General features: G+C 67.7%; 22 protein-coding genes. 8 read left to right on the top strand and 14 right to left on the bottom strand.

Annotation, left to right across the window (positions count from 1 at the left end; all coding sequences use genetic code 11):
* Nucleotides 1-25: 25 nt before the first annotated feature.
* On the top strand, nt 26-697 hold the full coding sequence (locus LRK53_RS16715; RefSeq protein WP_027492878.1) for a hypothetical protein: 672 nt from the start codon (nt 26-28) through the stop codon (nt 695-697).
* A gap of 71 nt (nt 698-768) precedes the next feature.
* On the opposite strand, the gene LRK53_RS16720 is transcribed toward LRK53_RS16715, so the two are convergent.
* The 7 genes from LRK53_RS16720 to rpoZ all read right to left on the bottom strand — a co-directional run bounded on the left by LRK53_RS16720 (nt 769) and on the right by rpoZ (nt 9149).
* Entirely contained in the window at nt 769-2064 is a 1296-nt protein-coding gene (locus LRK53_RS16720) for a citrate synthase (protein WP_027492879.1), read from the bottom strand.
* A gap of 275 nt (nt 2065-2339) precedes the next feature.
* Entirely contained in the window at nt 2340-2594 is a 255-nt protein-coding gene (locus tag LRK53_RS16725) for a type B 50S ribosomal protein L31 (protein ID WP_027492880.1), read from the bottom strand.
* Between the two features lie 69 nt (nt 2595-2663).
* A complete protein-coding gene (locus tag LRK53_RS16730) occupies nt 2664-3599 on the bottom strand; it encodes a nucleoside hydrolase (RefSeq protein WP_027492881.1) in 936 nt (311 codons plus the stop codon).
* A gap of 287 nt (nt 3600-3886) precedes the next feature.
* A complete protein-coding gene (recG, locus tag LRK53_RS16735; RefSeq protein ID WP_027492882.1) occupies nt 3887-6001 on the bottom strand; it encodes an ATP-dependent DNA helicase RecG in 2115 nt (704 codons plus the stop codon).
* Between the two features lie 82 nt (nt 6002-6083).
* Nucleotides 6084-6467 carry a RidA family protein gene (locus LRK53_RS16740; RefSeq protein ID WP_027492883.1) on the bottom strand — a complete coding sequence of 128 codons (384 nt, stop codon included), beginning with the start codon at nt 6465-6467 and terminating at the stop codon, nt 6084-6086.
* A gap of 98 nt (nt 6468-6565) precedes the next feature.
* A complete protein-coding gene (locus LRK53_RS16745; protein WP_027492884.1) occupies nt 6566-8731 on the bottom strand; it encodes a RelA/SpoT family protein in 2166 nt (721 codons plus the stop codon).
* A gap of 127 nt (nt 8732-8858) precedes the next feature.
* The gene (rpoZ, locus tag LRK53_RS16750; protein ID WP_007509529.1) at nt 8859-9149 is read right to left on the bottom strand and encodes a DNA-directed RNA polymerase subunit omega; all 291 of its coding nucleotides are present in this window, start codon (nt 9147-9149) and stop codon (nt 8859-8861) included.
* A 201-nt stretch (nt 9150-9350) separates the two neighbouring features.
* On the opposite strand from rpoZ, the gene LRK53_RS16755 reads away from it, so the two are divergent.
* Nucleotides 9351-10181: an MlaA family lipoprotein gene (locus tag LRK53_RS16755; protein WP_037089767.1), complete on the top strand. Its 831-nt coding sequence runs from the start codon at nt 9351-9353 to the stop codon at nt 10179-10181.
* Nucleotides 10182-10254: 73 nt separating this feature from the next.
* Here LRK53_RS16755 and LRK53_RS16760 read toward each other — a convergent pair whose 3' ends face one another.
* From LRK53_RS16760 to LRK53_RS16790, 7 genes are all read right to left on the bottom strand, one after another.
* Complete coding sequence (locus tag LRK53_RS16760; protein WP_027492886.1) at nt 10255-10563, bottom strand: STAS domain-containing protein; 309 nt, start codon at nt 10561-10563, stop codon at nt 10255-10257.
* A complete protein-coding gene (locus tag LRK53_RS16765) occupies nt 10560-11255 on the bottom strand; it encodes an MlaC/ttg2D family ABC transporter substrate-binding protein (protein ID WP_027492887.1) in 696 nt (231 codons plus the stop codon). The genes LRK53_RS16760 and LRK53_RS16765 overlap by 4 nt, the downstream gene beginning before the upstream one ends.
* Nucleotides 11256-11310: 55 nt before the next feature.
* On the bottom strand, nt 11311-12162 hold the full coding sequence (gene mlaD / locus LRK53_RS16770; RefSeq protein ID WP_027492888.1) for an outer membrane lipid asymmetry maintenance protein MlaD: 852 nt from the start codon (nt 12160-12162) through the stop codon (nt 11311-11313).
* Nucleotides 12163-12196: 34 nt separating this feature from the next.
* Entirely contained in the window at nt 12197-12973 is a 777-nt protein-coding gene (gene mlaE / locus LRK53_RS16775; protein ID WP_027492889.1) for a lipid asymmetry maintenance ABC transporter permease subunit MlaE, read from the bottom strand.
* Nucleotides 12970-13806 (bottom strand): ABC transporter ATP-binding protein, encoded by an 837-nt coding sequence (locus LRK53_RS16780; RefSeq protein ID WP_027492890.1) that lies wholly within the window; start codon nt 13804-13806, stop codon nt 12970-12972. Before LRK53_RS16780 ends, mlaE begins: the two co-directional genes overlap by 4 nt.
* Nucleotides 13807-13884: 78 nt before the next feature.
* Nucleotides 13885-14514 (bottom strand): guanylate kinase, encoded by a 630-nt coding sequence (gene gmk, locus LRK53_RS16785; protein WP_027492891.1) that lies wholly within the window; start codon nt 14512-14514, stop codon nt 13885-13887.
* Nucleotides 14511-15371 (bottom strand): YicC/YloC family endoribonuclease, encoded by an 861-nt coding sequence (locus LRK53_RS16790; RefSeq protein ID WP_008435059.1) that lies wholly within the window; start codon nt 15369-15371, stop codon nt 14511-14513. Before LRK53_RS16790 ends, gmk begins: the two co-directional genes overlap by 4 nt.
* Before the next feature lie 88 nt (nt 15372-15459).
* Here LRK53_RS16790 and rph point away from each other — a divergent pair, with 88 nt between their 5' ends.
* The 6 genes from rph to hemW all read left to right on the top strand — a co-directional run bounded on the left by rph (nt 15460) and on the right by hemW (nt 19314).
* Nucleotides 15460-16188, top strand: a complete 729-nt coding sequence (rph, locus tag LRK53_RS16795; protein WP_027492892.1) for a ribonuclease PH — start codon at nt 15460-15462, stop codon at nt 16186-16188.
* Between the two features lie 96 nt (nt 16189-16284).
* Entirely contained in the window at nt 16285-16881 is a 597-nt protein-coding gene (rdgB, locus tag LRK53_RS16800) for an RdgB/HAM1 family non-canonical purine NTP pyrophosphatase (RefSeq protein ID WP_235642396.1), read from the top strand.
* A 208-nt stretch (nt 16882-17089) separates the two neighbouring features.
* Complete coding sequence (locus LRK53_RS16805; protein ID WP_027492894.1) at nt 17090-17548, top strand: helix-turn-helix domain-containing protein; 459 nt, start codon at nt 17090-17092, stop codon at nt 17546-17548.
* 3 nt (nt 17549-17551) lie between these two features.
* Complete coding sequence (locus LRK53_RS16810) at nt 17552-17746, top strand: hypothetical protein (protein ID WP_221174208.1); 195 nt, start codon at nt 17552-17554, stop codon at nt 17744-17746.
* On the top strand, nt 17746-18120 hold the full coding sequence (locus LRK53_RS16815) for a VapC50 family PIN domain-containing toxin (RefSeq protein ID WP_221174209.1): 375 nt from the start codon (nt 17746-17748) through the stop codon (nt 18118-18120). Before LRK53_RS16810 ends, LRK53_RS16815 begins: the two co-directional genes overlap by 1 nt.
* A gap of 27 nt (nt 18121-18147) precedes the next feature.
* Nucleotides 18148-19314, top strand: a complete 1167-nt coding sequence (gene hemW / locus LRK53_RS16820) for a radical SAM family heme chaperone HemW (RefSeq protein ID WP_027492895.1) — start codon at nt 18148-18150, stop codon at nt 19312-19314.
* The last annotated feature ends 60 nt before the right edge of the window (nt 19315-19374 follow it).

Below are 19374 nucleotides of genomic sequence, written 5' to 3' on the forward strand. Positions count from 1 at the left end.
CCCACCCATCGTTGAGGAATGCGCCATGTCCCGAGGCGACCACCACCGCATCCACGCGCATGACCGCCTGCAGCGCAACCGCCTGCGGGTGGCCCAGGAAGCCGCGCGGCTGATGAGCGAACACGGCATCCGCGACTTCCACCATGCCAAGCTGAAGGCCGCCGAGCGGCTGGGCATCCTCGATGCGCAGGCGTTGCCGCGCAACCTGGAGATCGAACAGGCGCTGCGTGAGCACCAGCGGCTGTTCCTCGCCGACCGCCAGCCGCAGCTGCTGCGCCAGCGCCGCGAGGCGGCGGTCGAGGCGATGCGTTTTCTCGCCGCGTTCGAGCCGCGCCTGGTCGGCAGCGTGCTCGAAGGCACCGCCGACGCGCATTCAGCGGTGTGCCTGCACGTGTACAGCGACGACCCGGAAGCGGTCGTGCTGTACCTGCGCGAACGCGGCGTGCCGGTCGAGACCCAGGTGCGCCGGCTGCGCTACAGCCGCGACGAGCAGCCCGAATACCCGGTGCTGCTGTTCGCCGCCGACGAGCTGCCATTCGACCTCACCGTGCTGCCGCGCGACGCGCTGCGCCAGGCTCCGCTGGGCCGCGCCGACGACCGGCCGATGCGGCGCGCCTCGCTGGCCCAGGTGGAGATGCTGCTCGACGAGAATGCCGACCAGGCCTTCGAACAGCGGCTGGGTGCGGCATTGCGCTGATTCCGGGCCACCTCGCCGCACGAAAAAGCCCCGGCCAGGACCGGGGCTTTTCATCGGTGCCACGTGGGCGATCAGCGCTTCGCGGTCGGCACGTAGTTGCGCACGTCGGCGCCGATATAGACCTGGCGCGGGCGGCCGATGCGCGATCCGGGCGTTTCGTGCTGCTCGATCCAATGCGCGATCCAGCCGGCGGTGCGCGCGATGGCGAACATCACGGTGAACATCTCGGTGGGGATGCCCAGCGCCTTGTAGATGATGCCGGAGTAGAAGTCGACGTTCGGGTACAGCTTGCGCTCGACGAAGTAGTCGTCCTTCAGCGCCGCCTCTTCCAGCTTCATCGCCACGTCCAGCAGCGGGTCGTTGACGCCCAGCTCGGCCAGCACCTTGTGGCACATCTCGCGGATGATCTTCGCGCGCGGGTCGAAGTTCTTGTACACGCGATGACCGAAGCCCATCAGGCGGAAGCTGTCGTTCTTGTCCTTCGCGCGCAGCACCGCCGACTCCACGTTGTCGGGCGTGCCGATTTCCTGCAGCTGCTTGAGCACCGCCTCGTTGGCGCCGCCGTGCGCAGGCCCCCACAGCGCGGTGATGCCGGCGGCGATCGACGCGTACGGGTTGGCGCCGGTGGAGCCGACCAGGCGCACGGTCGAAGTGGAGGCGTTCTGCTCGTGGTCGGCGTGCAGGATGAACAGCAGGTCGAGCGCCCTGGCCGCCACCGGGTTCATCTGCAGCGGCTCGCTCGGCACCTCGAACATCATGTGCAGGAAGCGGTCGACGTACTCGAGGTTGTTGCGCGGGTAGCGCATCGGCCAGCCGATCGAATAGCGGTAGCAGGCGGCGGCGATGGTCGGCATCTTGGCGATCAGGCGGATCGCGGCAAGCTTGCGGTCGGCCGGGTCGTCGACGTTGAGGTCGTCGTGGTAGAACGCCGACAGCGAGGCCACCGCAGCGGCCAGCATCGCCATCGGATGTGCGTCGTGGTGGAAGCCATGGAAGAAGTTCTTCAGCGACTCGTGCAGCATCGTGTGGTGCGCGACGTCGTGCTCGAACGTGGCGAACTCGGCCGGCTTCGGCAGCTCGCCGTTGAGCAGCAGGTAAGCCACCTCCAGGAAGCTGGAGCTCTCCGCCAGCTGCTCGATCGGGTAGCCGCGGTACAGCAGCACGCCCTTGTCGCCGTCGATGTAGGTGATCGCGCTCTTGGTGCTGGCGGTCGAACCGTAGCCGGGGTCGTACGTGAAGTGGCCGGTGTCCTTGTACAGCGTGGCAATATCGATGCACGCGGGGCCGAGCGTACCGCTGACCAGCGGCAGTTCGCTGCTGCGCTTGCTCGATTCATCCACCAGCTTGACGGTCTTGAGATCGGACACGGAAACCTCCTTACATGTGGGTCGCCACCGCCGGCAACCGCGAGGGGAGCGCCGGCCGGCGAGGGAATGCTGGGCATGGCATGCCGGGGAAAACACGCGATGCAACGGGCGCGCTGACGCCAGTTCAGCAGCCATTATCGCACAAGGTCGCGCTGGCATTCGATGGCGAATGGTCGAATGGCCAACGCAAAAAGACACGGGGCAGGCCTGCGCCTGCCCCGTGTCCCAAACCGCAATCCGCGCAGCCGACGCCCGGGCGCCGGCTCTCGCGTCACTTATTCCTTGATGGCACCCGCATAGCGGCGGCGGAACTTGTCGACGCGACCGCCGACGTCCAGCGTCTTCTGCTTGCCGGTGTAGAACGGGTGGGAATGGCTGGAGATATCCACCTTGATCAGCGGGTACTCATTGCCGTCTTCCCACTTGATGGTTTCCTTGCTGGACATGGTCGACTTGGTCAGGAACGCGAAGTCGGACGACAGGTCCTGGAACACCACCGGGATGTAGTTCGGATGGATAGCAGGCTTCATGGCTGGCTCTAAAGCGGTGGTGAAAAGAGCGGCATTGTAGCGGCGAAGCCGGGAACGCCGCAAGTCCGCTCAGGTAGGCACGCCCAGCGCATACCGCACCATCGCGGCAAAGCGGGCCTGGTCCACTTCCAGCACGATGTTCGCCCGGGCCGGCCAACCCAGCCGCCCCTTCCAGTCGACCACGGTGGCGCCGCGGGTCAGGCCGCCGTCCAGTTCCACCGCCACGGCGCGGGTTTCGCTGCGGGTGACGATGGTGGGGTCCAGCGCCACCGCCATCGCCAGCGCGTCGGCGGCTACCAGCCCGTGGCGATCATGCTGCGCATTGTAGCGGCGCGCGATGGCCACGATCTTGCCGAAGAACGCCGCGCGCCGATCGCCGGTCGCCAGCCAGCCGTCGAATTCGGCATCGTCGAAGGCATGCCGCAAGGTGGCTTCCCAGTCCACCAGGTCGAACGTCGGGAACGCCTCGAACACCACGTGCGCCGCCTCCGGGTCGAAGCCGATGTTGAACTCCGCCGGCACTTTGCCGGTATTGCCGTGGCCCGTCACCGCGCCGCCCATCACCACCAGCCGCTTCACTCGCGCGGGCAGCGTGGGATCGAGTCTGAGCGCCAGCGCCAGGTTGGTCAGCGGCCCCAGCGCCACCAGGGTCAGCTCGCCCGGCCGTTCGCGGGTTAGCCGCAGCAGGGCCAGCGCGGCCGGCTCGGCGGCGAGCGCAGCGGCCGGCTCGGGAAAACCAATGTCGCCGAAACCGTCCTGGCCATGCACGAAGGCGGCATCCTCGTCCGCCGCGCGCACCAGCGGCGCGGCACAACCGGCGAACACCGGCGTCGCCGCGCCGACCAGGTCGACCAGGGTGCGCGCGTTGCGCACGGTATGGCCGAGTCCCACGTTGCCGGCGGCGATGCTGAGACCGGCGACGTCGGCATGGGCGTAGGCCATCAGGACGGCCAGGGCGTCGTCGACGCCGGGATCGGTGTCGATCAGGAGTTGCGGCTTGCTCATGGATGGATGATCACAAGAATTGAAAAGTGCGGCCAGGGATGGCCGCCCGTTTGATCTTCGCAATCAGGGACGATTGCAAGAATATTGAAAAGTGCGGCCAGGGATGGCCGTCCGTTTGATCTTGCGACCACCCTCCTTGGCGGCCGCCCTTCGGGCCATCGCTGGCACGGTGTCAAAAATCGCTCCGGGCGATTTTTTCGCGATCAAGGATGATCGCAAAAAACTTGAAAAGTGCGGCCAGGGATGGCCGCCCGTTTGATCTTCGCAATCAGGGATGATCGCAAAAATCACGCATGCGCGTAACGCGCCGCGCCACCGATCCAGCGTTCGATCAATTGCGTGGTCTGGCGCGGGTGTTCGGCCAGCATATGCTCGCCGACCTGCTGCACCGCCGGCAGCAGGTGCGCGTCGCGGGCCAGATCGGCGATGCGGAAGCTGAGCTGGCCGGTCTGGCGGGTGCCCAGCACCTCGCCGGGACCGCGCAGTTCGAGATCCTTCTCCGCGATGCGGAAACCGTCGCTGGTGTCGCGCATCACCTGCAGCCGTTCGCGCGCCAGCCGGCCCAGCGGCGGCTGGTACAGCAGCACGCAGTTCGACGCCACCGCGCCGCGCCCCACCCGGCCGCGCAACTGGTGCAGCTGGGCCAGGCCCAGCCGCTCGCTGTTCTCGATCACCATCAGGCTGGCGTTGGGCACGTCCACGCCTACCTCGATCACTGTAGTCGCCACCAGCACGGCCAGTTCGCCGGCCTTGAACGCATCCATCACCGCCTGCTTTTCCTTCGGCTTCATGCGGCCGTGGATCAGGCCGACCCTGAAGCCGGCGAGTGCGGCGGAGAGTTCGGCGTACGCCACCTCGGCCGCCTGCGCCCGCAGCTGCTCGGATTCCTCGATCAGCGTGCATACCCAGTACACCTGGCGCCCTTCGCCACAGGCGGCGTGGATGCGTTCGATCACGTCGCTGCGCCGCGCGTTCGAGATCGCGATGGTCTGCACCGGCGTGCGCCCGGGCGGCAGTTCGTCGATCGACGACACGTCGAGGTCGGCGTATGCACTCATCGCCAGCGTGCGCGGGATCGGCGTGGCGGTCAGCACCAACTGGTGCGGCACCAGCTCGCCGTCCCTGCCCTTGTCGCGCAGCGCCAGCCGTTGTTGCACGCCGAAGCGGTGCTGCTCGTCGACGATCACCAGGCCGAGCCGCGCAAACGCCACGCCCTCCTGCATCAGCGCATGTGTGCCGACCACCACCGGCGCGCCTTCGGCGACCCGCGCCAGTGCCTGCTGGCGCGCCTTGCCGGTGACCTTGCCGGCCAGCCACTCCACCTCGACGCCGAGCGGCTGCAGCCAGTGGCGGAAGTTGCGCAGGTGCTGCTCGGCCAGCAGTTCGGTCGGCGCCATCAGCGCGACCTGGTGGCCCGACTCCACGGCGGCGAGCGCCGCCAGCGCAGCAACCACGGTCTTACCGCTGCCGACGTCGCCCTGCACCAGCCGCAGCATCGGCCGCGGCTGCGCCAGGTCGCGCGCTACCTCTTCGCCAACGCGCTGCTGGGCCGCAGTCAGGCGGAACGGCAGGCCTGCCAGCAAGCGCCCGCGCAGCTCGTCCGCGCCGCCCAGTTTCGGCGCGCGCCGCTGGCGTACCGCCGCGCGCATCCGTTTCAGGCTGAGGTGCTGGGTCAGCAGTTCCTCGAATGCCAGCCGCTGCTGCGCCGGATGCCGGCCCAGCATCAGCTGGTCCAGACGCGCATCCGGCGGCGGACGATGCACGTACAGCAGCGCGTCACGCAGCGAGGTGAGGCCATGCCGGGCGCACAACGCCGCCGGGATCAGCTCCAGCTGCGCCGCCGGCGGCAACAGCGCCAGCGCCTTGCCGATCACCCCGGCCAGCCGCTTCGGGCCCAGCCCCTCGGTGGTGGGATAAACCGGGCTCAGCGTCTCGTCGACGGTGGCTGCCGCCGCCTCGTCCAGGCGCCGGTAGTTGGGGTGCACCATCTCCAGCCCTTGCGCGCCGTGGCGTACTTCGCCGTAGCAAAGCAGCCGCGTGCCGGGCAGCAACTGCTCGGCCTGCGCACGGTTGAAGTGGAAGAAACGCAGCAGCAGGGTCTGCCGGCTGGCGTCGCCGACCGCCACCTTCAGCTGCGGGCGATAGCGAAAGCCGCGTTCGACTGCCTCGACCACGCCCTCGACCTGCGCCCGCTCGCCCACCCGCAGCTCGGCGATCGCGGTGATCCGGGTCTTGTCCTCGTAACGCAGCGGCAGGTGGAACCACAGGTCCTGCACCCGCTCCAGCCCCAGCCGGGCCAGCGACGCGGCCAGCGCCGGACCGACGCCCGGCAGCGCGCTTACCGGGGTGAGGCCCGGGTCGGCATCGATGGCGAGAGCGGGGCGAATGGTGCGGGTGGCCATGGCCTGCAAGCCTAACCGAGCGCCGCCTTCCGTCGTAAACCACGCGCCGACAACGCGTGTCGGCGCACAACGCCCATGATGCTCAGCCCAGCACCATCACCGCGTCGACCTCGACCTGCGCCGCCTTCGGCAGGCCGGATACCTCGATGGTGGAACGTGCCGGATACGGCTGCTGGAAGTATTCGGCCATCACCGCGTTGACCGCGGCGAAGTTCGCCAGGTCGGTGACGTAGATGCCCACGCGCACGATCTGCGCCAGCGAGCCGCCAGCCGCCGCCGCCACCGCGGTGAGATTGTCGAACACCCGCCGCGTCTGCATGGTGATGTCGCCGTCGACCAGCGCTGCGGTGGCCGGGTCCAGCGGGATCTGCCCGGAGAAATACACGGTATTGCCGGCACGCACGGCCTGCGAATACGGGCCGATCGCGGCGGGGGCTTGCTCGGTGGAGATGATGCTGCGGGACATGGATGGCCTCGGGATTCGGATTCGGATCCGGGAAGATTAGCGTGTCGCAGCTCCCCTGCCCACATTCCGGCACGCTGAGGCTCCGAACGAATCCCGAGTCACAAGGGGTAGCGATAGGCGCCGCTGACCACCCCGGTGCGGCGCACGCGGCGGATCACGTCGGCCAGGTGCTTGCGGTTCTTCACTTCCAGCGCGAACAGCAGGGTGGCCGCGACGGCGTCGCGCTCGACATACTCCACGTTCTCGATGTTCGAGTCGGCGGCGGCGATCGCGGCGGCCACGGTGGCCAGCACGCCGGGACGATTGGTCACCTCAATGCGCAGTTCGGCGCGGTAGTCGCCCTGCACGTCGCGGTCCCACTCGATCGCCACGCAGCGCTCGGGCGACTTGCGCAGCTCGACCACGTTCGGGCATTCCTCGCGGTGCACCACGATGCCCTTGCCCGAGGACAGGTAGCCGATGATCTCGTCGCCCGGCAGCGGATGGCAGCAGTTGGCGAAGCTGAGCACGCCACGCTCGGCGCCGGTGATGCGGATCTTCTCGTGCGCGTGCGCCGCCGTGTGCGGCTTGCCGGCCTTCCTGCCGCGCGACGCCAGCAGTTGGCTGGCGACCACGTCGGGCATGCGGTTGCCCAGCGCGATGTCGGACAGCAGTTCCTCCAGCCGCTTTAGCTTGGAGGTTTCCAGGAAACGGTCGAGTACCGCCGGCGGAATGCCGTCCAGACTGCTGCCCTGCGCGTCCAGCGCGCGATCGAGCATGCGGTGGCCGAAGTCAACCGCGTCCTCGTGCTGCAGGTGCTTCAGGTACTGGCGGATCGCGGTGCGCGCCTTGCCGGTGACCACCACTTCCAGCCACGCCGGATTCGGCACCGCCGACGGCGCAGTGATGATCTCCACCAGCTGGCCGGACTCCAGCTTGGTGCGCAGCGGCAGCAGCTTCTTGTCCACGCGCGCGGCCACCGCATGGTCGCCCACGTCGGTGTGCACGGCGTAGGCGAAGTCCAGCGCGGTGGCGTTGCGCGGCAGCGACAGGATGTCGCCGCGCGGAGTGAACAGATAGACCTCGTCGGGGAACAGGTCGATCTTGACGTTCTCGATGAACTCCGACGACGACACCGTGCTCGCCGAGCTGTCGACCAGCGAGGACAGCCACTCGCGTGCCCGCGCCTGGGCGCTGTTGGCCGGACCCGAGTCGGTCTTGTAGGCCCAGTGCGCGGCCACGCCGCGCTCGGCCACCGAATCCATCTCGGCGGTGCGGATCTGCACCTCGATCGGCGCGCCGAACGGGCCCAGCAGCACGGTGTGCAGCGACTGGTAGCCGTTCGCCTTGGGAATCGCGATGAAATCCTTGAAACGGCGGTCGACCGGCTTGTACAGCGCATGCACTACGCCGAGCGCCATGTAGCAGCTCATCGCGCTGTCCACCACCACGCGGAAGCCGTAGACGTCCATCAGCTGGGCGAAGCTCTTGTGCTCGTTGCGCATCTTCGAATAGATGCTCCACGACGACTTGATGCGGCCGACCACGCGCGCCGGCAGGTGGTCGGCAACCAGCCGCGCGGACAGCGCCGCCTCGATCTTGCCCATCGCCTCGCGCCGGTTGCCCAACGCGGCGCGGATGCGTTCGCTGATCACCCGGTAGCGGTCCGGGTACAGCGCGCGAAAGCCGAGATCCTGCAGTTCCGCCTTGAACTTGTTCATGCCCAGGCGCTGCGCGATCGGCGCATAGATCTCCAGCGTCTCGCGCGCGATGCGGCGGCGTGACGGTGCGTCCTTGGCGCCGAGCGTGCGCATGTTGTGCAGGCGATCGGCCAGCTTGATCAGGATCACGCGGATGTCGCGCGCCATCGCCAGCAGCATCTTGCGGAAGCTTTCCGCATCCGCCTCCTGGCGCGTGCCGAAGCGCATCTTGTCCAGCTTGGTGACGCCATCGACCAGTTCGGCCACCACCTCGCCGAACTCGGTGGCCAGCATCTCGCGGCTGAGCTCGGTGTCTTCCAGGGTGTCGTGCAGGATCGCCGCGATGATCGTCTCGGTATCCAGCCCGAGTTCGGCCAGGATGCCGGCCACCGCCACCGGGTGGGTGATGTACGGCTCGCCGCTCTTGCGCTCCTGCCCGGCATGCGCCTGCGCGCCGAGCTGGAACGCGCGCAGCACGCGATCGACCTGCACCTCGGGCAGGTAGGCAATGCGCTCTTTCAGGGCCAGCGCATAGGGCGGCAGCGCGGAGAGGTCGACCGTGGCGGGGTGGGTGGCCGCAGTCATTCGCTGCCGGCGCCTGCTCAGGCGCCCACCTCGCCGGGGGTGAAGCGGCTGGCTGCGCGGCGCGCGCCGACCGCCGCACCGGACTTGCCGGCGCGACAGGTGCGTTTGCTACAGCAGCCGCCGTCCATCAGTCGTCGCCGCCCTTGGACAGGTCGTCGTCAACCTCGGCCGCGGCCCACTCCAGCGCCTCGCGCTCGGCGCGCTCGCGCTCGGCCTTGTCGATCTGGTCGATGGTGGCCTGGTCGATGCGGCGGGCGGCGATCTCGCGCAGCGCCAGCACGGTCGGCTTGTCATGGTCGGGGTTGACGGCCGGCTCGGCGCCCTTTTCCAGCTGACGCGCGCGCTTGGTCGCCATCAGTACTAGTTCGAAACGGTTGTCGACCACCTCTAGGCAGTCTTCCACGGTAATGCGTGCCATGCGAAATCCTTAGGGATTAAAACGACTTATATGGCCTCACAGTGTAGATGAGCGGATGCTTTGCTGGCAATGCGGCTGCCGCGTATCATGGCGGGCTGGCCGTGAACCGGCGGCGCACTCGCCGGAAGCCAGCTGAAAGCCGTGTAAGATACAAAACCAGACAGTACACTTACTACCCCCACGACGCGAACCCCCGCACCGATGCCCTCACCGCTTCGACTCCCCAAGTTGCGCCGCTGGTTGGCCGTGCTCGCGATCATCTTGCTGGCCGGCTGCACCATCGCCAAGCCGCGCACCGACGATCCGCTGGAGAAATACAACCGCGGCGCCTACAAATTCAACGACGCGGTGGACCAGGCGGTGATCCGCCCGGTTGCGATGGGTTACCGCAAGGTGACCAATCCGCCGGTACGCCGCTCGTTCAGCGACTTCTTCACCAATATCCGCATGCCGGTCACGGTCGCCAACGACCTGCTGCAGGCGCGTCCGAAGCAGGCGCTGCAGAGCACCGGCCGCTTCCTGGTGAACCTGACCCTGGGCGTCGGCGGCTTCTTCGATCCGGCCAGCCAGCTTGGCCTGCCGATAGAAGACAACGACTTCGGCGTCACCCTGGCGCGTTGGGGTGCCCCGGAAGGCGACTTCCTGATGTTGCCGTTCTTCGGCCCCAGTACCGCGCGTGATATCTGGCGTCTGCCGGTCGACAGCTACTTCTTCGACCCGTTGAGCCTGTATGCAGTCAACCATGACTACAATGGCCTGGAGTACGTGCCACAGGCGATATACCTAGTGACCTTGCGCTCGCGCGGAATCGACGCGGAGGGCTTCCTGCAATCCGCCTACGATCCCTACGTATTCATCCGCGACGCGTACCGCCAGCAGCGCCTGTACAAGATCTACGACGGCAACCCGCCGGTCGAGATCATCCAGCAGATGCAAGGCCTGAACGAAAAGAATTTCGACCCCGAGGAACTGCTGGACCAGCAGCACCAGTGGGAAAACAAGCACCCGGAAACGTCCAGCAAGCAGCCCTGAGCGCAGCGCATGGTCGACACAAAGAAGGGGCCTCGCGGCCCCTTCTTTGTGTTGCGCGACCCCGGGCCTTCGCTCAGCCGAGCAGCCGGTCGACCTCGCAGACCTGGGCCAGCGACTGCATGCCGGCCGGCACGTGCACGACCTGCAACGCCTGACCGCGACGGGTCGCGTCGGCCGCGACGGCCAGCACGCAGGCCAACCCGGCGCTGTCACTGTGGCGCACGCCGGCCAGGTCCAGCCGCGACACCGGGCCGCCCGCCAGCGCAACGCGGATCGCCTGCCACGCAGCGGCCGCGGTATCGAAGCTCAGCTCGCCGCGCACGCCCAGCGTGCCGGGCGTGCCGAGGTCCAGCTGGAAGCTGTCTGCGGCGGCCTGCGTCACGACTTGTCCTTGTTGTCCTTGGCCATCACGTCCAGCGCCTTGGAGCCCTGCGTTTCGATATTGCTGATCAGCTGCTCGACGCCGACCTTGCGGATCTCCGCGTCCACCTGATTGCGGTAGTTGGTGACGTAGGAGATGCCCTCGATGATCACGTCGTAGGCCTTCCAGTCACCGTTGCGCCCCTTGCGGAAGGCATAGTCGACCGACACCAGCTTGCCGTCGTCCAGTACCACCTGGGTGCGCACCACGGTGCGCTTGTCGTTGAGATCGCCGTTGAACGGCAGCACCTTGACCCGGCCGCGGGTGTAGTTCAACAGGCCCTCGGCGTAACGGTGCGTGATCGAGTTGTAGAACGCCCGGGCGAAGCGCTCGCGCTGCGCCGGGGTGGCCTCGCGGGCATGCTGGCCGAGCACCAGGATCGAGGCGTAGTCGATGTCGAAGTGCGGCAGGAACGCCTCGTCGATGACGCTGATGAGCTTCTCCTGGTTCCTCTTCAGCTCGTCGCGATGCCCCTCGATCGCCGTGGCCAGCTGGTCGGCGATGGCTTGCACGACCTGCACCGGAGCCAGCCGGGTCGCCGCCGGGGCTGCGACCGGGGGGACCGCCTGGGCGAACGCCGGAACCGTGGCGACAGCGCCGAATGCGACGGCGCCGAATGCGATGGCGGTGGCAAGAGCCAGTCTGCGCAACATGGGTAACTCCTTGGGCTAACCGGCTCGGCGAGCCGGCGGGGAATGGCGGGCTATTTTATTTGTTGCCGTTGCCGGCGTCTTTCTTGTCGCCGGGCGAACCGTTGACCAGGAACTTGCCGATCAAGTCCTCCAGCTGCAACGCGGACTGGGTCAGGATCATCTCGTCGCCGTCCTTGAGCGCGTCGGGCGAACCGCCCGGCTGGATCGCAACATACTGGCTGCCGATCAAACCGCTGGTGAACACCGCAGCGGAGGAATCGTCGGGAATCGCGTCGTAGCGCTTGTCGATCGACAGCACCACGTCGGCGTTCAACTTGACCGGGTCGGCATGCACCGATTGCACGCTGCCGATCACCACGCCGGCCATCTTCACCGGCGCGCCGGCCGACAGCGTGCCGACGTTGGTGAAGCTCGCCTTCACTGCATAGCTGCCGCCGACGTTGTCGACCACGCCGCCGGCGCCGAAGAACTTGCCCAGCATCTCCTCCAGCGGCTGGGTCGACTTGGTGCGCGCCAGCGTGCCGCCGGCCGCCACCACCTGCTTCGCGCTGCCGTACTCGATGCCCACGTACTGGTCGCCGAGCAGGCCGCTGGTGAAGATGGTCGCCACCGAATCCTGCGGGATCCTGTCGTGGAGCTTGTCGATCGACAGCTTCACCTCGGCCACGTCGCGGCCCGGCTGCAGCGTGATCGACTGCACCTGGCCCACGCGCACACCGGCCACCTTCACCGGCGCGCGCTCCTTCAGCTGGCCGATGTTGGTGAACTGCGCGTCGACGACGTAGCTGTCGCCCTGGCGCACGTTCGCCACCGAACTGGTCTGGGTGGCCAGGTAGGCCAGCGCGGCAAAGCCGAGCACGATGAACAGGCCGGTGCCGACGGCGTAGGAACTTCTCGGTTGGCTCACGGCAGAATCCTCGGAAAACGACAAGTCATGGCGGTCACATCAGGAAGGCGGTGAGGACGAAATCCAGCGCCAGGATGGCGATCGACGACGCCACCACGGTGCGCGTGGTGGCGTAGGCCACGCCTTCGCTGGTCGGCGGCGTGGTGAAGCCCTGGAACACCGCGATCAGCGACACCACCGCGCCGAACGCAAGGCTCTTCAGCAGCACGCCGTTGACGATGTCGGTACGCACGTCGACCTGGGCGGTCATGTTCGACCAGAACGTACCGTTGTCGATGCCGAGCCAGGTCACGCCGACCAGGTGGCCGCCGAAAATGGCCATGGCGCAGAACACGCAGCTCAGCAGCGGCATCGCGATCAGCCCGGCCAGGAAGCGCGGCGTGGCGACATAGGCGACTGGGTCGACCGCCATCATCTCCATCGCCGAGATCTGGTCGGTGGCGCGCATCAGGCCGATCTCGGCGGTGACCGCGGTGCCGGCACGCCCGGCGAACAGCAGCGCGGTGACCACCGGCCCCAGTTCACGGTACACCGACAGCGCCACCACCATGCCGCTGGCCGAGGTGCCGCCGAAGATCGACAGCACGTGGTACAGCTGCAGCATCAGCACCATGCCGACGAACAGGCCGCAGACCATGATGATGGTCAGGCTCATCGCGCCGACGAACCACAGCTGGCGGATGGTTTCGCGCAGGTAGCGGAAGCTGCGCGGCACCGCCGCCAGCAGGGTCAACAGGAACAGGCCACAGGCGCCGATCTGCGCCAGCGACTGGGTCAGCACGTTGCGGGGCCGCGGAGCGCGTGCGTTCATTTCGCCGCCCCGGCAAAGCCCAGCTCGGTGGCGTAGTCGCCGGCCGGATAGCGGAACGGGATCGGGCCGTCCGCCTCGCCGCCGAAAAACTGCCGCGTCCACGGCGAGCCGTCGTCGGCGATCGTCGCCGGGTCGCCCTGCGCCACCACCTTGCCGTTGGAAAGCAGCACCACGTGGTCGGCCATCTGCTGCACGGCAGCCAATTCGTGCGACACCACCACGCTGGTGATGCCCAGGGTGCGGTTCAGGGTGAGGATCAGCTTGATCACCTGGTTCAGGGCGACCGGATCGAGCCCCACGAACGGCTCGTCGTACAGGATCAACTGCGGGTCGAACACGATCGCCCGCGCCAGCGCTACCCGTCGCGCCATGCCGCCGGACAGCTCGTTCGGCATCAGCCGTGCCGCGCCGCGCAGGCCGACTGCCTGCAGCTTCATCAGCACCAGGTTGCGGATCAGCACCTCCGGCAGTTTGGTGTGCTGGCGCAGTGGGAACGCCACGTTCTCGAACACGTCGAAATCGGTCAGCAGGGCGGAGTTCTGGAACAAGTAGCCCACGCCTTCGCGCAGCTTGTACAGCTCATCGCGCGACAGCTCGGCCACGTTGCGGCCGTCGACGTGGATGCTGCCGGCATCGGCGTACATCTGCCCGGTGATGTGCTTGAGCAGGGTGGTCTTGCCGGTGCCGCTGGGGCCCATGATCGAGGTGATCTTGCCGCGCGGAATGTCCAGGTCCAGCGCGTCGAAGATGGTCTTGCCGCCGAGCACCGTGGTCAGGCCGCGGATGCGCACCAGGGTGGCGTCGTCAGGCGTGGCGCGAACGGTTTCGGTCATGGGCGGAGAAAGCCGTGGGGAGAGGAGACAAGGTAATGGAAGCGCGCTGCGAAGACCATGTAAAAACGGTCACGGGTCTCAGGCTCCGGCCATCAGCTCGGCGATCAGCGCCTCATGCCGCTGCCACTGCAGCGCGCTGCGCAGGCGCACCGCCCGCACGATCGCCTGCAGCCCGGCCAGCGCCTCGTCGAACACGTCGTTGACCAGGATGTAGTCGAACTCGTGCGCGTGGGCGATCTCGCCGCGCGAATTGCGCAGGCGGCGCTCGATCACCTCGGCGCTGTCCGATCGACGACCGCGCAGGCGCCGTTCAAGTTCCGCCCGCGACGGCGGCAGGATGAACACGCTGACGCAATCGGGCTTGCTCGCGCGGATCTGCTGGGTGCCCTGCCAGTCGATCTCCAGCAGCACGTCGCGGCCCTGCCCCAGCAGCTGCTGCACCGCAGTGCGCGAGGTGCCGTACAGGTTGCCGTGCACCTCGGCATGTTCCAGGAAGACGCCTTCGGCGATCTCGCGCTCGAACTCGGCGCGCTCGACGAAGTAGTAGTGCCGCCCGTACTGCTCGCCCGGCCGCGGCGGCCGCGTGGTGTGCGACACCGACAGCGAGATCCCCGGCTCGCGCTCCAGCAACGCGTTGACCAGGGTGGACTTGCCCGCACCCGAGGGCGCGGCGACCACGAACAGGGTGCCTTCGAGCGGGGCGTTCATTCGATGTTCTGCACCTGCTCGCGCATCTGCTCGATCAGCACCTTCAGCTCCACCGCTGCGTTGGTGCTGCGCGCGTCGACCGATTTGGAGCCGAGCGTGTTCGCCTCGCGGTTGAACTCCTGCATCAGGAAATCCAGCCGGCGGCCGACCGGTTCCTTCAGGCCGAGCACGCGGCGCGTCTCGCCGATGTGCGTGCTGAGCCGGTCCAGTTCCTCGTCGACGTCGGTGCGGGTGATCTGCAGCACCAGTTCCTGCTCCAGCCGGCCCGGCTCGACCGGCTGCTTGAGATCGGCCAGCCGTGCTTCCAGCCGGCTGCGCAGCGCGGCGCGGATTTCCGGCATCCAGCCGCGCACGTCGACCACCACGCGCTCGATCGCATCCAGCCGGTCGCGCAGGATCGCGCCCAGCTTCTCGCCCTCGCGCTCGCGGGTGGCGGCGAGCGCGTCCAGCGCGCGATCGAGCACGTCGAACAAGGCCGCCTGCTGCGCCTGCGGATCGGCCTCGGCCTGCTGCAGCACGCCGGGGAAGCGCAGCAACTCGGTGAACTGCACCTGCAGCCCGGGAAACAGCGCGGCCATGTCCAGGTTCAGCTCCGACAGGCGCGACAGCAGCGCATGATCCACCTGCAGCGAGCCGCTGCGCGCATCGCTGGTGCGGCGCACGGTCAGGTCCAGCTTGCCGCGCGACAGCTTGGCCGCCACCCGCTCGCGCAACTGCGACTCGAAGCCGCGCAGGTCGTCCGGCAGTCGCGGGCTCAGCTCGAGATAGCGGTGGTTCACCGTGCGCAGCTCGCAGCTGAGCGTGCCGGCGGGGCCGGTGTTCTCGGCACTGGCATAGGCCGTCATGCTGCGGATCATCGGCGTCTTCCGGACATGGGGAAAGGATGCAATGGTAAACTCTCCGGTCCGCGTTGCCCAATCCGGCCAAGCGTCCCCAGGACCGCCCATGAACTCCGTCATCCGCCCCAGCGGCCGCGCCAGCGACCAGCTGCGCAGCGTCAGCATCGAACGCCACTACACCCGCCACGCCGAAGGCTCGGTGCTGGTCAGCTTCGGCGATACCCGCGTGCTGTGCACCGCCAGCATCGAGGACCGCGCGCCGGCCTGGCTGCGCGGCAAGGGCGAGGGCTGGATCACCGCCGAGTACGGCATGCTGCCGCGCGCCACCAACACCCGCACCCAGCGCGAGGCCACCCGCGGCGGCCAGGGCGGGCGCACCATGGAGATCCAGCGGCTGATCGGCCGCAGCCTGCGCGCCTGCGTCAACCGGCAGGCACTGGGCGAGCGCGTGATCACGCTGGACTGCGACGTGCTGCAGGCCGACGGCGGCACCCGCACCGCGGCGATCACCGGCGCCTACGTGGCCCTGGTGGACGCGGTGAACCTGCTGATGAAGCGCGAGAACCTGCGGCGCAACCCGGTGGTGGGCGCGGTCGCCGCGGTCTCGGTGGGCATCTACAGGGGCGTGCCGGTGCTCGACCTCGACTACGCCGAGGATTCGGACTGCGACACCGACATGAACGTGGTGATGAACGACGGCGGCGGCTTCATCGAGGTGCAGGGCACCGCCGAGGGCCACGCGTTCCGCCGCGACGAGATGGACGCGCTGCTGGTGCTGGCCGGGAAGGGCATCGGCGAACTGGTCGCGGCGCAACGCGCGGCACTGGCCCGATAGCGTAGGGCGGGCACTGCCCGCCATCGTCCTGCCACCCAGCAGCCGGCGGGCAGTGCCCGCCCTACACGCATTTCCAAAGGTTGACGGAGTGAGTCCATGACACAGCGCATCGTGCTGGCCAGCAGCAACCGCGGCAAGCTCGCGGAGTTCAATGCGCTGCTCGCCGACAGCGGCTTCGAGGTGGTCACGCAATCGAGCCTGGGCATCGAGGACGCCGAAGAAACCGGACTCAGCTTCGTCGAGAACGCGCTGCTCAAGGCACGCCACGCCGCGCGCGCCAGCGGCCTGCCCGCGTTGGCCGACGACTCCGGCCTGTGCGTGAATCACCTGCATGGCGCGCCCGGCCTGTACTCCGCACGCTATGCTGGCGAGCACGGCGACAGCGCGGCGAACAACGCCAAGCTGCTGCGCGCGCTGGACGGCGTGCCGGCGGCGCAGCGCGGCGCATTCTTCCTCTGCGCGCTGGTCCTGCTGCAGCACGCGGACGACCCCGCCCCGCTGATCGCCGAAGGCCGCTGGCACGGCCGCGTGCTCGATGCGCCGCGCGGCGAGCGGGGTTTCGGCTACGACCCGCTGTTCCTGCCGCACGGCCAGTCGCGCAGCGCCGCCGAACTCGAGCCGGCGCTGAAGAACACGCTCAGCCACCGCGGCCAGGCGCTGGCGCAATTGCACGCGAAACTTCGCCCGGCCTGATCCGGGCAAGCATCTGCGCCGCCGCTACCACACCACGACTTGGTGTCGGGCTGCATGAAGGTGCTGGCCGCAGGCAGCATCCGCCACGATGTTGGCGCCGTAACTAACAGGTACCGCTTTCGCTTGTTTCGCTTTTGCGTTTATTGCGTTTATTGCGTTTATTTCGATGCCGCGTTACGCTCGTCCTCCATCCACGGGAGGCTCTGCTATGACCGCCCTGCGCAACGAACAACTCGTCAACCTGCCCGCCACTCCCCAGGAATCCGAACTGGCGCGCACCAGCAGCCGCCTGCTGGCGGCCTGTATCGGCCACGGCTCCACCGCACGCCTGCGCGTGATCGACGGCGAGCAGGAGATCGAGGTGCCGGTGGCGGCACTGCGAATGCTGGTAGACATCCTCGCCAACATGGCCGAAGGCAACGCGATGAGCCTGGTCCCGGTCCATGCCGAGCTCACCACGCAGCAAGCCGCGGATTTTCTCAACGTCTCACGGCCGTACCTGGTCGGCTTGATCGATCGCGGCGAGCTGACCCATCACAAGGTCGGCACGCATCGACGTATCTATTTCCGCGACCTGATGGCGTACCGCGAGCAACGTCTGATGCAGAGCCATGCAGCACTGGACGCCCTAGCCGAACAGGCACAAAAACTCGATCTGGACTATTGAGGCATGTCGAACTTCGTCGCGATGTTCGACGCCTGCGTGTTGTACCGCGAATCCCTGCGCAATCTCTTGCTACATCTCGCCCTGAGTGGCTTGTACCGCGCGCGCTGGACTGCGCGCGTACACGAAGAATGGATCAGGGCATTGTGCGCCAGCGTCCCGATCTTTCCCGCGACGATCTGGAGCGAACTCGACGACTGATGGATGAAGCGATACCCGACTGCCTGATCACGGGATACGAACATCTGGAGAACGGGCTGCTCCTGCCCGATTCCGACGACCGCCACATACTTGCTGCAGCAATTTTCAGCCACGCCGGAACCATCGTGACCTACAACCTAAAGGATTTCCCTGACAACGCGCTCGCGCCACACGGAATCACCGCACAGCATCCCGACACCTTCATCGAGCATGCCTTCGGCATCGACCGATCGGCCGTGATTATGGCCGTTCGCAGTCACCGCGCATCGCTCAAGAACCCACCGAGAACGACCGAAGAGTTGTTTGACAGCTATTTGCGACACGAACTGGCAGCGACCGTCGCCTTGCTGAGACCTCATGCGCCACTACTCTGATACATCCGCACATCCCGGCCATCTGCCGTGTCGCTGACCGCACCGCCACTGTCGCTGTACGTGCACATGCCGTGGTGCGTGAAGAAGTGCCCGTACTGCGACTTCAACTCGCACGGCCTGCGCAGCGAGCCGCCGCCCTACGCCGCCTACATCGGCCACCTGCTGGCCGACCTCGACGCCGACCGCGCCGAGTTTGCCGCGGCGCTGGAAGGCCGCCCGCTGATCAGCATCTTTTTCGGCGGCGGTACGCCCAGCCTGTTCGCGCCGGAGCTGATCGCGCGCCTGCTCGACGGCGTGCGCGAGCGGCTGCCGCTGGCCGACGACGCCGAGATCACCCTGGAGACCAACCCCGGCACGGTCGAGCACGGTCGCTTCGACGGCTACCTCGCCGCCGGCGTCAACCGCATCTCGTTCGGCGTGCAGAGTTTCGACGACGACAAGCTCCGGCGGCTCGGCCGCATCCATTCGGCCAGCGAGGCCGAGGCCGCGGTGAAATCGGCGCAGGACGCCGGCTACGCCAACATCAACCTCGACCTGATGTATGCGCTGCCGCGGCAGGATCTCGATGGTGCACTGACCGACGTGGAACGCGCGGTCGCGCTCGCGCCCACGCACATCTCGCACTACCAGCTGACGCTGGAGCCGAACACGGTGTTCGCCGCCAACCCGCCGCCGCTGCCCGACGACGACCACGCCTGGGCGATGCAGGAGGCCTGCGAGGCGCGCCTGGCCGAGGCCGGCTACGGCCAGTACGAAATCTCCGCGTACGCCCGGCCTGACCGACGCTGCCTGCACAACCTCAACTACTGGGAATTCGGCGACTACCTCGGCATCGGCGCCGGCGCCCACGGCAAGCTCAGCGACGCGGCCAGCGGCCTGGTGCGGCGGCGCTGGAAGAGCCGCCACCCGCGCGCCTACATGCAAGCGAACGGCGGTCCGGACCGGATCGGCGGCGACAGCATGGTCGGCGCGGACGAGCTGCCGTTCGAATACATGCTCAACGCGCTGCGCCTGGTCCACGGCGTGCCGATGGCCGCCTTCGCCGAGCGCACCGGCCTGCCGTCGGCGCGCATCGCCGCCGCACTGTCAACGGCGCGCCGGCACGGCTGGCTGCACGACGACCCGCAGCGGCTGCACACCACCGCGCTGGGCCAGCGCTTCCTCAACGACGTGATCGGCCTTTTCCTGGACTGAAAAGCGCGCTGCGGCCACCCGCGCGGATGGCGTCGCTGCCGCAACCGGCATAGACTTGCC

This window comes from Rhodanobacter thiooxydans (assembly GCF_021545845.1).
Lineage (GTDB): Bacteria > Pseudomonadota > Gammaproteobacteria > Xanthomonadales > Rhodanobacteraceae > Rhodanobacter.

Bases quoted from the DNA above. Each gene is read 5' to 3' on its own strand.
- gmk (WP_027492891.1), bottom strand. From the start codon at position 14,514: ATGAACGCCCCGCTCGAAGGCACCCTGTTCGTGGTCGCCGCGCCCTCG.
- LRK53_RS16755 (WP_037089767.1), top strand. From the start codon at position 9,351: ATGCCCTCACCGCTTCGACTCCCCAAGTTGCGCCGCTGGTTGGCCGTG.
- rpoZ (WP_007509529.1), bottom strand. From the start codon at position 9,149: ATGGCACGCATTACCGTGGAAGACTGCCTAGAGGTGGTCGACAACCGT.
- rdgB (WP_235642396.1), top strand. From the start codon at position 16,285: ATGACACAGCGCATCGTGCTGGCCAGCAGCAACCGCGGCAAGCTCGCG.
- rph (WP_027492892.1), top strand. From the start codon at position 15,460: ATGAACTCCGTCATCCGCCCCAGCGGCCGCGCCAGCGACCAGCTGCGC.
- LRK53_RS16815 (WP_221174209.1), top strand. From the start codon at position 17,746: ATGGATGAAGCGATACCCGACTGCCTGATCACGGGATACGAACATCTG.
- LRK53_RS16780 (WP_027492890.1), bottom strand. From the start codon at position 13,806: ATGACCGAAACCGTTCGCGCCACGCCTGACGACGCCACCCTGGTGCGC.
- LRK53_RS16725 (WP_027492880.1), bottom strand. From the start codon at position 2,594: ATGAAGCCTGCTATCCATCCGAACTACATCCCGGTGGTGTTCCAGGAC.
- LRK53_RS16805 (WP_027492894.1), top strand. From the start codon at position 17,090: ATGACCGCCCTGCGCAACGAACAACTCGTCAACCTGCCCGCCACTCCC.
- LRK53_RS16790 (WP_008435059.1), bottom strand. From the start codon at position 15,371: ATGATCCGCAGCATGACGGCCTATGCCAGTGCCGAGAACACCGGCCCC.
- LRK53_RS16810 (WP_221174208.1), top strand. From the start codon at position 17,552: ATGTCGAACTTCGTCGCGATGTTCGACGCCTGCGTGTTGTACCGCGAA.
- LRK53_RS16730 (WP_027492881.1), bottom strand. From the start codon at position 3,599: ATGAGCAAGCCGCAACTCCTGATCGACACCGATCCCGGCGTCGACGAC.
- LRK53_RS16740 (WP_027492883.1), bottom strand. From the start codon at position 6,467: ATGTCCCGCAGCATCATCTCCACCGAGCAAGCCCCCGCCGCGATCGGC.
- LRK53_RS16765 (WP_027492887.1), bottom strand. From the start codon at position 11,255: ATGTTGCGCAGACTGGCTCTTGCCACCGCCATCGCATTCGGCGCCGTC.
- LRK53_RS16745 (WP_027492884.1), bottom strand. From the start codon at position 8,731: ATGACTGCGGCCACCCACCCCGCCACGGTCGACCTCTCCGCGCTGCCG.
- LRK53_RS16715 (WP_027492878.1), top strand. From the start codon at position 26: ATGTCCCGAGGCGACCACCACCGCATCCACGCGCATGACCGCCTGCAG.
- mlaE (WP_027492889.1), bottom strand. From the start codon at position 12,973: ATGAACGCACGCGCTCCGCGGCCCCGCAACGTGCTGACCCAGTCGCTG.
- recG (WP_027492882.1), bottom strand. From the start codon at position 6,001: ATGGCCACCCGCACCATTCGCCCCGCTCTCGCCATCGATGCCGACCCG.